The 12,839-nt window shown below is 69.5% G+C and carries 10 protein-coding genes, 1 tRNA gene and 1 pseudogene; 5 read left to right on the forward strand and 7 right to left on the reverse strand.

Annotation, left to right across the window (positions count from 1 at the left end; translation table 11 throughout):
* Positions 1–59 precede the first annotated feature (59 nt).
* The gene (locus tag ABZ642_RS00265) at positions 60–644 is read left to right on the forward strand and encodes a recombinase family protein (protein WP_360474586.1); all 585 of its coding nucleotides are present in this window, start codon (positions 60–62) and stop codon (positions 642–644) included.
* Between the two features lie 193 nt (positions 645–837).
* A complete protein-coding gene (locus ABZ642_RS00270; RefSeq protein WP_360476025.1) occupies positions 838–2,982 on the forward strand; it encodes an RICIN domain-containing protein in 2,145 nt (714 codons plus the stop codon).
* A 73-nt stretch (positions 2,983–3,055) separates the two neighbouring features.
* Here the strand turns inward: ABZ642_RS00270 and ABZ642_RS00275 are convergent, their stop codons facing one another.
* From ABZ642_RS00275 to ABZ642_RS00285, 3 genes and pseudogenes are all read right to left on the reverse strand, one after another.
* Positions 3,056–3,349, reverse strand: coding sequence for a hypothetical protein (locus ABZ642_RS00275; RefSeq protein ID WP_360476028.1), 294 nt, complete (start codon positions 3,347–3,349; stop codon positions 3,056–3,058).
* A 3-nt stretch (positions 3,350–3,352) separates the two neighbouring features.
* Positions 3,353–3,643, reverse strand: a pseudogene (locus ABZ642_RS00280) (transposase); the annotation flags it as partial.
* Between the two features lie 407 nt (positions 3,644–4,050).
* A complete protein-coding gene (locus tag ABZ642_RS00285; protein ID WP_360474589.1) occupies positions 4,051–4,428 on the reverse strand; it encodes a hypothetical protein in 378 nt (125 codons plus the stop codon).
* A 797-nt stretch (positions 4,429–5,225) separates the two neighbouring features.
* Here ABZ642_RS00285 and ABZ642_RS00290 point away from each other — a divergent pair.
* Entirely contained in the window at positions 5,226–5,870 is a 645-nt protein-coding gene (locus ABZ642_RS00290; RefSeq protein ID WP_360474592.1) for a hypothetical protein, read from the forward strand.
* On the opposite strand, the gene ABZ642_RS00295 is transcribed toward ABZ642_RS00290, so the two are convergent.
* From ABZ642_RS00295 to sucC, 4 genes are all read right to left on the reverse strand, one after another.
* A tRNA-Leu gene (locus ABZ642_RS00295) sits at positions 5,835–5,919 on the reverse strand. The genes ABZ642_RS00290 and ABZ642_RS00295 overlap by 36 nt on opposite strands.
* 218 nt (positions 5,920–6,137) lie before the next feature.
* Positions 6,138–7,682 carry an aldehyde dehydrogenase family protein gene (locus ABZ642_RS00300; RefSeq protein WP_360474595.1) on the reverse strand — a complete coding sequence of 515 codons (1,545 nt, stop codon included), beginning with the start codon at positions 7,680–7,682 and terminating at the stop codon, positions 6,138–6,140.
* 3 nt (positions 7,683–7,685) lie between these two features.
* A complete protein-coding gene (sucD, locus tag ABZ642_RS00305) occupies positions 7,686–8,582 on the reverse strand; it encodes a succinate--CoA ligase subunit alpha (RefSeq protein ID WP_360474598.1) in 897 nt (298 codons plus the stop codon).
* A gap of 11 nt (positions 8,583–8,593) precedes the next feature.
* On the reverse strand, positions 8,594–9,724 hold the full coding sequence (gene sucC / locus ABZ642_RS00310; protein WP_360474600.1) for an ADP-forming succinate--CoA ligase subunit beta: 1,131 nt from the start codon (positions 9,722–9,724) through the stop codon (positions 8,594–8,596).
* A 187-nt stretch (positions 9,725–9,911) separates the two neighbouring features.
* Here sucC and ABZ642_RS00315 point away from each other — a divergent pair, with 187 nt between their 5' ends.
* Together ABZ642_RS00315 and frc are read left to right on the forward strand one after the other, a co-directional pair.
* Positions 9,912–11,594 carry a thiamine pyrophosphate-binding protein gene (locus ABZ642_RS00315; RefSeq protein ID WP_360474603.1) on the forward strand — a complete coding sequence of 561 codons (1,683 nt, stop codon included), beginning with the start codon at positions 9,912–9,914 and terminating at the stop codon, positions 11,592–11,594.
* Positions 11,595–11,606: 12 nt separating this feature from the next.
* Positions 11,607–12,839 (forward strand): formyl-CoA transferase, encoded by a 1,233-nt coding sequence (gene frc / locus ABZ642_RS00320; RefSeq protein ID WP_360474606.1) that lies wholly within the window; start codon positions 11,607–11,609, stop codon positions 12,837–12,839.

Raw genomic sequence — 12,839 nt, forward strand, 5'->3', positions numbered from 1 at the left:
GCCCGGAGTCGCAAAGTGCCTGGTCAGACGCTGTACGTCACTCCTGGAGCCTTACAGGCATGAGCAAGGGAGAACGCAACCGCATCAAGATCCGGGTACGGACCGCCATGAGCTCCCATGCCCAGCTCCAAGGCCGCTACCTCGGCGGACGCCCCCCGTACGGGTACCTGATCGGCGACGCGGGGCCGCACCCGAACCCGGCCAAGGCCGCGACGGGACAGCGGATCCACCGCCTGGAGCCCGACCCCGCCGTGGCCCCCACCGTGGCCCGGATCTTCCAGATGTACGTCGACGGCATGAGCGACAAGGCCATCGCCGCCCAGGTCACCCGGGAAGGCATCCCCTGCCCCTCCGCCCATGACGCGGCCCGCAACCCCCACCGCAAGAAGACCGCATGGCAGGCCGGAGCCGTCAGAGCAATCCTCATCAACCCCCGCTACACCGGCTACGAGATCTGGAACAAACAACCTCTCATCGGCCGCCTCCCCGCCGCGCCCCCGACGGGGAGGCGGCCGTACGTGTTCCATGGCCGCCGCCGCTGGTCGCAGCCGGTGCGGCCAGCACCGTGCCGCCGTGAACGTCGTCGACGCGGTCTCCTCGACATCAGGGCCGTTCCCGCTCATCTCCCTTCTCTGAGGGCTTAGTTCATGGCTTATTTTTTGATGAGTATTGACGGCCCGTCGGGCGGCGCTTAGCGTCCGATCCGCATCGCGCCCCGCATCCGCGACCGAGGAGACACGCGTGATCAACTCTCTCGCCGGGCTCGTAAGAGCCACCCGTCACCGCAGACGCACAGCCGCCTTCACGACCGCCCTTCTGCTGCCGGCCGCCGGTATCGTGCTGGTCTCCGCCCCCGCTGCCGGTGCCGCGACCATCCCCACCGCTCCCACGACCGTCGTCAACGCCAACAGCGGCAAGTGCGTGGACGCGCGTGCCGCGGCCACCGCCAACGGCACCGCCGTGCAGCAGTACACCTGCAACGGCACCGGCAGCCAGTCCTGGCAGTTCACCGCCACCGACAGCGGCTACTACCGCATCGGCGTGGCCTCCGCGCCGAATCAGGTCTGGGACGAGACCGACGTCTCCACCGCCGACGGCGCGCTGACCCAGCTGTGGCTCTACGGCGGCGGCACCAACCAGCAGTGGCTGCCGGTCGCCGAGGCCTCCGGCACCTACCACTTCGTCAACCGCAACAGCGGCAAGTGTCTCGATGTGCCGTCGGCGTCCACCGCCGACAGCGTCCAGTTGCAGCAGTACACCTGCAACGGCACGGGCGCCCAGTCGTTCACGATCTCCGGCGGCATCACCCCGCCGGCCAACACCCCGGACTTCGGCCCCAACGTGACGGTGTTCGACCCGTCGATGTCGACGTCCACCATCCAGTCGAAGATCAACTCGGTCTACAGCACGCAGCAGACCAACGAGTTCGGCACCCAGCGCAACGCCCTGCTGTTCACTCCCGGCACGTACAACGTCGACATCCCCGTCGGCTACTACACCCAGGTCTCCGGGCTGGGCCTGTCACCGGACCAGGTGTCGATCAACGGCGGCGGCGTGCACGTCGAGGGTCACACCAGCGACGGCAACGCCACCCAGAACTTCTGGCGCGACGTCGAGAACATGTCCGTGAGCCCCAGCTCGGGCAGCACCATGTGGGCCGTCTCGCAGGCCGACCCGTTCCGGCGGATGGATGTGCACGGCAGCATGAAGCTGTGGGACGACACCCACGGCACCACCACCAACTGGTCCAGCGGCGGCTACATCGGCAACTCCCGGGTCTCCAGCCAGATCAACTCCGGTACCCAGCAGCAGTTCCTCACCCAGAACACCGCCATGGACGGCGGCTGGACCGGGCACAACTGGAACATGGTGTTCGTCGGCGACACCGGCGCCCCGGCGACCAGCTTCCCCAACCCGCAGTACACCACCGTCGCCCAGAGCCCGGTGATGCGCGAGAAGCCGTTCATCTACGTCGACGGCTCAGGGAACTGGCAGGTGTTCGTCCCGTCGGTGCGCACCAATGTGCAAGGCCCCGACTGGATCAACGGCACTGCTCCGGGCACCTCGCTGCCGATCAGCCAGTTCTACATCGTCAAGCCCGGTGACACCGCCACGACGATCAACAACGCGCTCGCCACGGGCCGGAACCTGATCGTCACCCCGGGCGTCTACCACCTGTCCGCCCCGCTGAACATCACCCGCCCCGACACGGTGGTCCTGGGACTGGGCCTGGCCACCCTCGTGCCGGACAACGGCGTCACCGCGATCACCACCGCCGACGTCGACGGCATCGACATCGCCGGGCTGCTGATCAGCGCGAACACCACCAACTCGAACGTGCTGATGCAGGTCGGCCCGGCCGGCTCGAGCGCCGGGCACAGCGCCGACCCGATCGTGCTGCACGACGTGTTCTTCCGCATCGGCGGCGACGTCGCCGGCAAGGCCACCCAGTCACTGGTCATCAACAGCAACGACGTCATCGGCGACGACCTGTGGCTGTGGCGGGCGGACCACACCAACGGCGTCGGCTGGACGACCAACCCGGCCGCCAACGGACTAATCGTCAACGGCAACAACGTCACCATGTACGGCCTGGCGGTCGAGCACTACCAGAAGTACCAGACCACCTGGAACGGCAACGGCGGCCGCACCTACTTCTACCAGAGCGAGACCCCCTACGACGTGCCCAACCAGTCCAGTTGGACCACCAGTGGAGGCGACCTCGGCTACGCCTCATACAAGGTCGCCAACTCGGTGACCTCCCACGAGGCATGGGGTGTGGGCGTCTACGCCTATCTCCGCGACAACCCCTCCGTGGTGCTCGGCCATGCCATCGAGGTGCCCACCACGTCCACGGTGAAGTTCCACAGCATGGTCACCACGGTCCTGGGCGGCGCCGGCACCATCAACCACATCATCGACGGCACCGGCAACCAGGTCACCCCCAGCAGCAACGTGGCCTACCTGGTCAGCTACCCGTGAGTCCGGCACGGTCCTGACGGCACGCAGGACAGAGGGCCGGCCAGCCCGGGGACCCACCCCGTCGGCCGGCCCCTCACTGCTGTGCCGCAGCGCAACCGCCCAGGATGAGGTCGAGGAGGCGTTCGGCCTGCTCGCGTTGTCCGGGCTTTCCGGCGGCAAGGGCGACGCCGGTCAGGGCGGCGAACAGGTCGGGCGCGCCGATGTCCGACCGGATGGTGCCTTCGGCGGCCGCGGTGTCCAGGAGCGAGGTGAGGGCGGTCGTCATCAGCTCGCGGCTGACGCAGGGACCGACGCCGGAGTCGACGACGGCGCGCAGTGCCTCGGCCATCCCCGGTTGGACGGTGGCGTAGTCGAGGAAGCGGCCCATCCAGCCCACCATGCTCAAGTCGATCCGGCCCTCGGCGTCGGCGTCAGCCCGGACGGCCTGGAGGATCCGGTCCCAGGTACTGTCCGCGGACCAGCGTCTGTGCCGTTCATAGACGGTTTTCCACCTGCCGAACCTCTCCGGCAGATCCCGCCACGGGATCCCGGTCCGCTCACGGAAGAAGATCCCGTTGATCACCCTGCGGTGACTGGCCCACCGCCCACCACGCCGTCCGCGGACGGGCAGATGCGGCTCCAGGCGGCGCCATTCCTCGTTCATCAGATCGCCACGGCCCACGACCAACTACACGGCTCCGCAAGCCGAAACACTCATGATCCGCCGGACAGGCCTTAGCGCAAGCCGGACTCGCACGGCGCTCACCCGAGCAAAAGGGCCGGGCCCAACGCACGTCCGGCGAAGGCCCGGTCAGCCGCTTCCCGCGCCACGCACGGCACGGGCTCCCGCTGGTTCGCACGGCTCTGCTCGGGACACTTAGCGGCGGGTTGCCGTACGCGCCGGAACGTGAGAGGGACCACTAGGTAGTCATGCGCGGCGGCTGCCACGTCCGCCAGCGGGTCGGACTCGGTTGCCGTCTTCGACAATGACTCTGACGACAGCCCCGATGACGGCGACGCCCTTTACCGAGGCCCCGGACAGACACACCCGCCGCGAGGACCGCCGGTTCATGGCGCCGGCCGAGGGAATCAACCTCCCGCTGCCGAGGCAAACGCGTGCCGCATCAGCTCCCCGTCCATCTTTGGCACCATCAGGTCGTATGTCCCGTCGGCGGCGACAAGTTCATAGCGGTCGAACTTGCGTGCCATCGGCACCTTCCCGGCCATGAGCTTCAGACGGAACGGCGGGTACAGGGTCGCGGTGCGGTCGCCCCGCCGGTCGCTCCAGACCGGCGCCTCGCCGAGGGCGAGCCGCAGGTACCCCTGCCGCAGCCGGGTGATGCTCCCACTCTTGCCGACGGAGCGCGTTACTGCCCCGCCGATGTTCTTCGTGAACCCCACGACCCGCAACACCTGGCCGTTCTCGAAGTCCTCGATGTCCCGCGCGGGCGGCGGCGTCTGATCCATGTCCAGCGCAACAGCACGTCCAACGTGGTCTGCGTGCCCGCGGCACGCCGTGCCATCGGTCTGCCGTCGCGCGCCACTCTCATCCTCCGTGGAAACTCACCCTGCACGTCGCTTCTGGTCACCGCGGCGGACTCGGATGCCTTGGCACCCGCCGACGCTGCGGCTTCCTCCTTGGCGCCGGTGTCCACGCTCTTCTCAATCACTGCGGCCCCGGCACTGGCTATACCGGCCGATCCTGCTACGACAGCGCCGCCCTCAGCCGCAACTCCGGTTGCGGCACCGGCCACGGCAGCAGCGAGGCTGCCTGCCTCGGCACCTTCGGTGAAGCCCGTCGCACCTGCGAGCAGGACAGCACCGCAACCTCCTGCTGTGGCCACCACGCAGGCGACCGCGCCGACCACCACCGCCGTGGCGACCACGGCCGCGATCACCGGGTGCCGCTGGACGACGTGGTAGGCCTTCTTGGCATAGCAGATGAAGGACCAGCCGCAGCTGTGGTGGGAGCTGCCTCCGCTGCCGCTGCCGCTGCCGCCGTGGTGGGTTCCGCCTCCGTCGCCGTCACTGGTGGTGGAGGGGGATGTGCATCCGGTGGACGGGCAGCCCCCGTCGCCCCCGGGGTCCATCACGTTCATGAGGCCCGTCGGGTCGCTGCCGGTGACGGGGTTGTCGGACGCGTAGGTGTAGCCGTCGATCTGCTGGGTGCCCGCAACCAGGGACGCCAGGAACGAGCCGGAAAGGAAGGCGGACGCCCCTACGCCCTGCGCGGACGGGTCCGATACAGCCTGTGCGGACGCAAGATGCAGCCCGCCACCATCCGCAACCACGTCTACTACCGCTGCGAATTCAAAGACCAGGAACAAGCCCTCTACCCCGACCTCACCCACCCGCGGACCGTCAACCTACGCGAAGACGTTGTGTGCCGCGCCCTGGACCAGTGGATCGCCCGGGCCTTCACCCCCGACCGGCTCGCCACCACCCTCGCCGCCCTCACCCACGCCAGCGCCGCAGCGAGCACCGCAGAGACCCACACACCCGAGCAGGCCCAAGCACGCCAGGCGATCAAGGACTGCGAGCGACGACTCGCCCGCTACCAAGCAGCCCTCGAAGCCGGAGCAGACCCAGCCGTCGTCACCCAGTGGATCAACACAGCGCAGCAAGACAAAGAGGCAGCGCAGAAGAAACTCGACGCGCTCCCCACCCTCACTCGGAAGAAGCAAACCCCACTCGACGCCCAGCAGATCCGAAGATCACTCACAGTCTGGAAGACATTGCACAGCGCATCCACACGACCGACGCCGACAAGAAAGGCCCCCTACGAAGCCCTGGGCATCACCATCGGCTACGAACACGCAAAGAGGACCGCGACCGTAAGGTCGAGGCCCTCATCACCGTATCGTCAGTGGTTGTGTCCGAGGGGGGACTTGAACCCCCACGCCCGATAAAGGGCACTAGCACCTCAAGCTAGCGCGTCTGCCATTCCGCCACCCGGACTAGGTGTCTGCCACCTGACCGGGGGTGCTCCCCGCGGCGACATGGACAACAATACCAAGCTTTCGGAGTGCCCTTCACCTGCGTTTCCGTCGCCATATCCGCAGGTCGGCACCCCCTCACCGTCCGTACCCGACCCGCTACCGGCTCGGGCGCTCCGGGGCCCGCCGACGTAGGGAGAGCGCAGGGGCCGCCGCACCGTGCCGCGGCCCGTGCGTGCGTCACGGCATGAGCTGGTACTCCGGGAAGTTCCCCGGCAGCCGCTCCCCCGCCGGTCCCTGGGTCACCGCGCGCACCAGCAGTTCGCCGCCGACGAAGGCGCCCCGCCAGGACGCGCCGAAGCCGCCGAACAGTTCGTCCCGGTCGCCGCGGGAGCGTGGCTTGCCGTGGCCGACCTTGAAGGCACGGATCTGCGGGGCCAGCCGCGCGAAGGTGGCCTCGTCGTCGGTGGAGAGCGTGGCGACCAGCGCGCCGTTGGACGCGTTCATGGCGGCCAGCAGTTCCGCCTCGGTGTCGACCAGGACGATCGTGTCGACCGGGCCGAACGGTTCCGCGTGGTGGAGGGGGGAGGACCGGGGCGGGTTGAGGAGGGTGACCGGGTGGACGTACGACGACGTGTCCTGGCCGGGCAGGAAGCGCGCGTCGGCCGGGCGGCCGCGGTGCAGTGGGACGGCGCCGCGGTCGACGGCCTCGGCCACCTGGTCGGTCAGGTCCTTGGCCTTGGCCGCGTTGATCACCGGCCCGAAGTCCAGCTCGGGCGGCGGGTCGGCGGGGTCGCTGACCGCAAGGGGGTGGCCCACCCGCAGCCCCCGCACCGCCGGGAGGTAGGCGGTCAGGAACTCGTCGAACAGCTCGCGCTGGACGACGAAGCGCGGGTAGGCGGTGCAGCGCTGTTTGCCGTAGTCGAAGAGCTTGGGGACGACGGCGGTGAACGCCTCCCAGCCGGTGAAGTTCCAGATGCCCCAGGTGTTGAGCCCCTCCTGTTCGAGTACGTGCCGCTTGCCGAGGTCGGCGACGGCGGTGGCCACCGCGGCGCCCGTGTCCCGGCCTCCGACGAAGGAGACACAGCCGATCTCCGGCGCCCGCACCAGCACCTCGGACAACTCGCCCCCGCTGCCGCTCAGCAGCGTCACCGGCAGGCCCTCCCGGGCGGCCAGCGCGCAGGCCAGGGTGAGACAGGCGACGCCGCCGTCGGTCGGGGTCTTCGCCACCACCGCGTTGCCCGCCAGAGCCTGGACCAGTACCGCGTGAACGAGCACGCTCATCGGGTAGTTCCAGCTGGCGATGTTGGACACCGGTCCGTCCAGCGGGGCGCGCCCCGCGAGCATCGGCTCGATGCCGTCGACGTACCAGCGCACCCCGTCGATCGCCCGGTCCACGTCCGCCTGGGCCAGCCGCCAGGGCTTGCCGATCTCCCAGACCAGGAGCAGGGCGAGCAGTTCGCGGTGTTCGGTCAGGGCGTCCAGGGTGGCGGCCACCCTGGCCCGGCGCTCGTCCAGCGGGACGTGCCGCCAGGCCCGGTGCTGGTCGAGGCAGGCGCGGACGGCCCGGTGGGCGGTGCCGCGGTCGAGCCGTGGGGCGCCGGCGATGGGGCTCCCGTCCACGGGGCTGGTCGCGGGCAGCGGCCGTCCGTCGGGCTGCCAGGTGCCGGCGTGGAGGTTGAGGACACGGTCGTCCCGGAAGGCCTCGGGGGCGAGGGCGAGACAGCGCGCCCAGGCGTCGCTCCACCCGGTGCCGGGCTTGTGGACCAGAGTGCCGAGGGTCATGGCTCAGCTCCCTTCCGGCTGTCGCGCGTCCAGCAGGTCGAGGACCAGCCGGGCGGTCTCGGTCGGCGTGCTCCCCACCCGCACCCCGACCGCCTCCAGCGCCTCCTGCTTGGCCCGCGCGGTGCCGGCCGATCCGGAGACGATGGCGCCCGCGTGGCCCATGGTCCGGCCCTCGGGTGCGGTGAACCCGGCGATGTAGCCGACGACCGGCTTGGTGACGTGGTCCCGGATGTAGGCGGCGGCCCGTTCCTCCGCGTCGCCGCCGATCTCCCCTATGAGGACGACGAGTTCGGTGTCGGGGTCGTCCTGGAAGGCGGCCAGGCAGTCGATGTGACTCGTGCCGACGACCGGGTCACCGCCGATGCCCACGCCGGTGGAGAAGCCGATGTCCCGCAGTTCGTACATGAGTTGGTAGGTCAGGGTGCCCGACTTGGAGACGAGACCGATCCGGCCCGGCTTGGTGATGTCGGCGGGGATGATGCCCGCGTTGGACTGGCCGGGGGTGATCAGACCGGGGCAGTTGGGTCCGATGATCCGGGTGCCCCTGCCGCGGGCGTACGAGGTGAAGGCGACGGAGTCGTGGACCGGTATGCCCTCCGTGATCACCACCGCGAGGCCGATACCGGCGTCGGCGGCCTCCAGCACCGCCGCCTTGGCGAAGGCGGGCGGCACGAAGACGACCGTGACGTCGGCGCCGGTCGCGGCCATGCCCTCGGCGACCGTGCCGAAGACCGGGACCGCCCGCTCGTCGAAGTCGACGCTCTGACCCGCCTTCCGCGGGTTCACCCCGCCGACGACGTCCGTCCCGGCGGCGAGCATCCGCCGGGTGTGCTTCATGCCCTCGCCGCCGGTCATGCCCTGGACGAGGACCTTGCTCTCCTTGGTCAGATAGATCGCCATGTCCCAGCTCCTCAGGCAGCGTTGGCGAGTTCGGCGGCGCGGCGGGCGGCGCCGTCCATGGTGGTGGCCTGTTCGACCAGGGGGTGCGCACGGCCGTCGAGGATCGCCCGGCCGCGGGCCGCGTTGTTGCCGTCGAGTCGGACCACCAGCGGCTTGGTCAGCCGGACGGTCTCCAGGGCCTGTACGATCCCGTCGGCGACCGCGTCGCACGCCGTGATCCCGCCGAAGACGTTGACGAAGACCGACTTCACGGCCGGGTCGGAGAGGATCACCGAGAGTCCGTCGGCCATGATCTGGGCGGAGGCCCCGCCGCCGATGTCCAGGAAGTTGGCGGGGCTCGCGCCGCAGCCGGCCACCACGTCCAGGGTGGACATCACCAGGCCGGCGCCGTTGCCGATGATGCCGACCTCACCGTCCAGCTTGACGTAGTTGAGACCGCGGGCGGCGGCCACCGCCTCCAGCGGGTCCTGGTGCCCGCTCTCCTCCGTGCCCCAACGGGCCTGCCGGAAGCGGGCGTTGTCGTCGAGGGTGACCTTGCCGTCGAGCGCCAGGATCCGCCCCTCCTTGGTCCGCACGAGCGGGTTCACTTCGACGAGCAGGGCGTCCTCGCGGACCAGCACCTGCCAGAGCCGTACCAGGACGTCGACCGTCTGCGGCGGCAGTCCGGCGGCGCCGGCGATCTCCTGGGCCTTGGCGGAGGTGACGCCGACCGCGGGGTCGACGGGGATGCGGGCCACCGCCTCCGGCCGGGTCGCGGCCACCTCCTCGATCTCCATGCCGCCCTCGGCGGAGGCGATCGCCAGGAAGCCGCCGGCCGCCCGGTCGAGGACGTAGGAGACGTAGAACTCGCTCTCGATGTCGACGGGTTGGGCCAGCATCACCTTGCCGACCGGGTGGCCCTTGATGTCCATGCCCAGGATCTGCCGGGCTGTCAGTTCCGCGGCGGCCGGGTCGGCGGCGAGCTTGACTCCGCCCGCCTTGCCCCGGCCACCGGTCTTGACCTGCGCCTTCACTACGACCCGGCCGCCGAGCCTGCGGGCGATCTCGCGGGCCTCCTTGGGCGAGTCGGTGACCTCGGCCCTCGGCACCACGATGCCGTGTTCCTCGAAGAGTTCCCTTGCCTGGTGTTCGTACAGGTCCATTCCGGCTCCTGTCTGCGAAGTCATCCAGAAGTCATCGCGAGGCCGAACTCCGATGACTGAAAAGTGCCGCACGCCCCCTGGACACCACCCACCGGATGCGGGATAACAAGCTTCATACAGTATTCGTCGACTGTATGCAATGTACGAAGACGGCATCCCACCCCCTACGAAGGGACAGGACTTCGCCATGCCCGACGACACCCAGGACGTGATTTCCGGTGGTCATCTCGTTGCCAAGGCGCTGAAAGCCGAGGGGGTCGACCGCATCTACACCCTCTGCGGCGGCCACATCATCGACATCTACGACGGCTGCGTAGACGAGGGCATAGAAGTCGTCGACGTCCGCCACGAGCAGGTGGCCGCCCACGCCGCCGACGGCTACGCACGCATCACCGGCAGGCCGGGCTGCGCGGTGGTCACCGCGGGGCCGGGGACGACCGACGCCGTCACCGGTGTCGCCAACGCCTTCCGCGCCGAGTCCCCGATGCTGCTGATCGGCGGCCAGGGGGCGCTCACCCAGCACAAGATGGGGTCCCTGCAGGACCTTCCGCACGTCGACATGATGGCGCCGATCACCAAGTTCGCGGCGACCGTCCCGGACACCGCCCGCGCCGCCGACATGGTCTCGATGGCATTCCGTGAGTGCTACCACGGCGCCCCCGGCCCCTCCTTCCTGGAGATACCGCGCGACGTCCTGGACACCAAGGTCCCGGCGGAGAAGGCGCGCGTCCCCAGGTCCGGCGCCTACCGGGCCTCCACCCGCTCGGCCGGCGACCCCGAGGCGATCGAGAAGCTCGCCGACCTCCTCGTGCACGCGGAGAAACCGGCCATCCTGCTGGGCAGCCAGGTCTGGACGACCCGGGGCACCGCGGCCGCCATCGAGCTGGTCAGGACCCTCAACGTCCCGGCGTACATGAACGGCGCCGGACGCGGCACCCTGCCGCCCGGCGACCCGCACCACTTCCAGCTCTCCCGCCGGTACGCGTTCTCCCACGCCGACGTCATCGTGATCGTCGGCACCCCGTTCGACTTCCGGATGGGCTACGGCAAGCGCCTCTCCCCCGCCGCCACCGTCGTCCAGATCGACCTCGACTACCGCACGGTCGGCAAGAACCGGGACATCGACCTCGGGATCGTCGGCGACGCGGGGCTGGTCCTGAAGTCCGTGACCGAGGCCGCCTCGGGCCGCGTCAACGGTGGTGCTTCCCGGCGCAAGGAGTGGCTCGACGAGCTGCGGGCCGCCGAACAGACCGCGATCGAGAAGCGGTTGCCGCAGCTGCGGTCGGACGCCTCCCCCATCCACCCGTACCGCCTGGTCAGCGAGATCAACGACTTCCTCACCGAGGACTCGATCTACATCGGCGACGGCGGCGACATCGTCACCTTCTCCGGACAGGTCGTGCAGCCCAAGTCGCCTGGGCACTGGATGGATCCGGGCCCGCTCGGCACCCTCGGCGTCGGCGTCCCCTTCGTGCTCGCCGCCAAGCAGGCGCGGCCCGACAAGGAGGTCGTCGCCCTCTTCGGCGACGGCGCGTTCTCCCTCACCGGCTGGGACTTCGAGACCCTGGTCCGCTACGACCTCCCCTTCGTCGGGATCGTCGGCAACAACTCCTCGATGAACCAGATCCGTTACGGCCAGGCCGCCAAGTACGGCAAGGAGCGCGAGCGGGTCGGCAACACCCTCGGGGACGTCCACTACGACAAGTTCGCCCAGATGCTGGGTGGTTACGGCGAGGAGGTCCGCGACCCCGCCGACATCGGCCCCGCCCTGCGCCGGGCCCGGGAGTCGGGCAAGCCGTCGCTGATCAACGTCTGGGTCGACCCGGACGCGTACGCCCCCGGAACCATGAACCAGACCATGTACAAGTGAGGTGGAACGCCCATGACCACCAAGGCACTTGAGGGCATTCGCGTCCTCGACATGACCCATGTCCAGTCGGGCCCCTCCGCGACCCAGCTGCTCGCCTGGCTCGGCGCGGACGTCGTCAAGCTGGAGGCGCCGACCGGTGACATCACGCGCAAGCAGCTGCGTGACCTCCCGGACGTCGACTCCCTCTACTTCACGATGCTCAACTGCAACAAGCGGAGCATCACCCTCAACACCAAGACCGAGCGCGGCAAGGAGCTCCTCACCGAGCTGATACGCCGCTCGGACGTGATGGTCGAGAACTTCGGGCCGGGCGCGGTCGACCGGATGGGCTTCACCTGGGACCGCATCAGGGAGATCAACCCCCGGATCGTGTACGCCTCCATCAAGGGGTTCGGGGAGGGCCCGTACACCGACTTCAAGGCGTACGAGGTCGTCGCCCAGGCGATGGGCGGCTCGATGGCCACCACCGGCTTCGAGGACGGGCCACCGCTGGCCACGGGCGCGCAGATCGGCGACTCGGGCACGGGGGTGCATACCGTGGCCGGGATACTGGCGGCACTCTTCCAGCGTGAGCGCACCGGCCGCGGCCAGCGGGTCAACGTCGCCATGCAGCACGCCGTGCTCAACCTCTGCCGGGTCAAGCTGCGCGACCAGCAGCGCCTCGTGCACGGGCCGCTCGCCGAGTACCCCAACGAGGACTTCGGCGACCAGGTGCCCCGCTCCGGCAACGCCTCAGGCGGCGGTCAGCCCGGCTGGGCGGTCCAGTGCGCGCCGGGCGGCCCGAACGACTACGTGTACGTCATCGTGCAGCCCGTCGGCTGGCAGCCGATCACCCGGCTGATCGGCCGGCCGGAGCTGGCGGAGGACCCGGAGTGGGCGACCCCGGAGGCCCGCCTGCCCAAGCTCAACAAGATGTTCCAGCTGATCGAGGAGTGGTCCTCGACGCTCCCCAAGTGGGAGGTGCTGGAGAGGCTCAACGCCCACAACATCCCGTGCGGGCCGATCCTCTCCACCAAGGAGATCATCGAGGACGAGTCGCTGGTCGCCAACGAGATGGTGGTCACCGTCCCGCACCCCGAGCGCGGCGAGTTCGTCACCGTCGGCAGCCCGCTCAAGCTCTCCGACTCCCCCGTGGACGTGACGAGTTCACCGCTGCTGGGCGAGCACAACGCCGAGGTCTACGTCGGCGAACTCGGTCTCGGCGACGAAGAGTTGCGCCTGCTCAAGTCGAACGGAGTGATCTGA

This window comes from Streptomyces sp. NPDC007157, assembly GCF_040634235.1.
Classification (GTDB): domain Bacteria; phylum Actinomycetota; class Actinomycetes; order Streptomycetales; family Streptomycetaceae; genus Streptomyces.

What these genes read in the sequence shown, in the direction of transcription:
- ABZ642_RS00265 (WP_360474586.1), top strand. Translation starts at nt 60, where the DNA reads ATGAGCAAGGGAGAACGCAACCGCATCAAGATCCGGGTACGGACCGCC.
- ABZ642_RS00275 (WP_360476028.1), bottom strand. Translation starts at nt 3,349, where the DNA reads ATGGGCCGCTTCCTCGACTACGCCACCGTCCAACCGGGGATGGCCGAG.
- ABZ642_RS00285 (WP_360474589.1), bottom strand. Translation starts at nt 4,428, where the DNA reads ATGGATCAGACGCCGCCGCCCGCGCGGGACATCGAGGACTTCGAGAAC.
- ABZ642_RS00290 (WP_360474592.1), top strand. Translation starts at nt 5,226, where the DNA reads ATGCAGCCCGCCACCATCCGCAACCACGTCTACTACCGCTGCGAATTC.
- ABZ642_RS00300 (WP_360474595.1), bottom strand. Translation starts at nt 7,682, where the DNA reads ATGACCCTCGGCACTCTGGTCCACAAGCCCGGCACCGGGTGGAGCGAC.
- sucD (WP_360474598.1), bottom strand. Translation starts at nt 8,582, where the DNA reads ATGGCGATCTATCTGACCAAGGAGAGCAAGGTCCTCGTCCAGGGCATG.
- sucC (WP_360474600.1), bottom strand. Translation starts at nt 9,724, where the DNA reads ATGGACCTGTACGAACACCAGGCAAGGGAACTCTTCGAGGAACACGGC.
- ABZ642_RS00315 (WP_360474603.1), top strand. Translation starts at nt 9,912, where the DNA reads ATGCCCGACGACACCCAGGACGTGATTTCCGGTGGTCATCTCGTTGCC.
- frc (WP_360474606.1), top strand. Translation starts at nt 11,607, where the DNA reads ATGACCACCAAGGCACTTGAGGGCATTCGCGTCCTCGACATGACCCAT.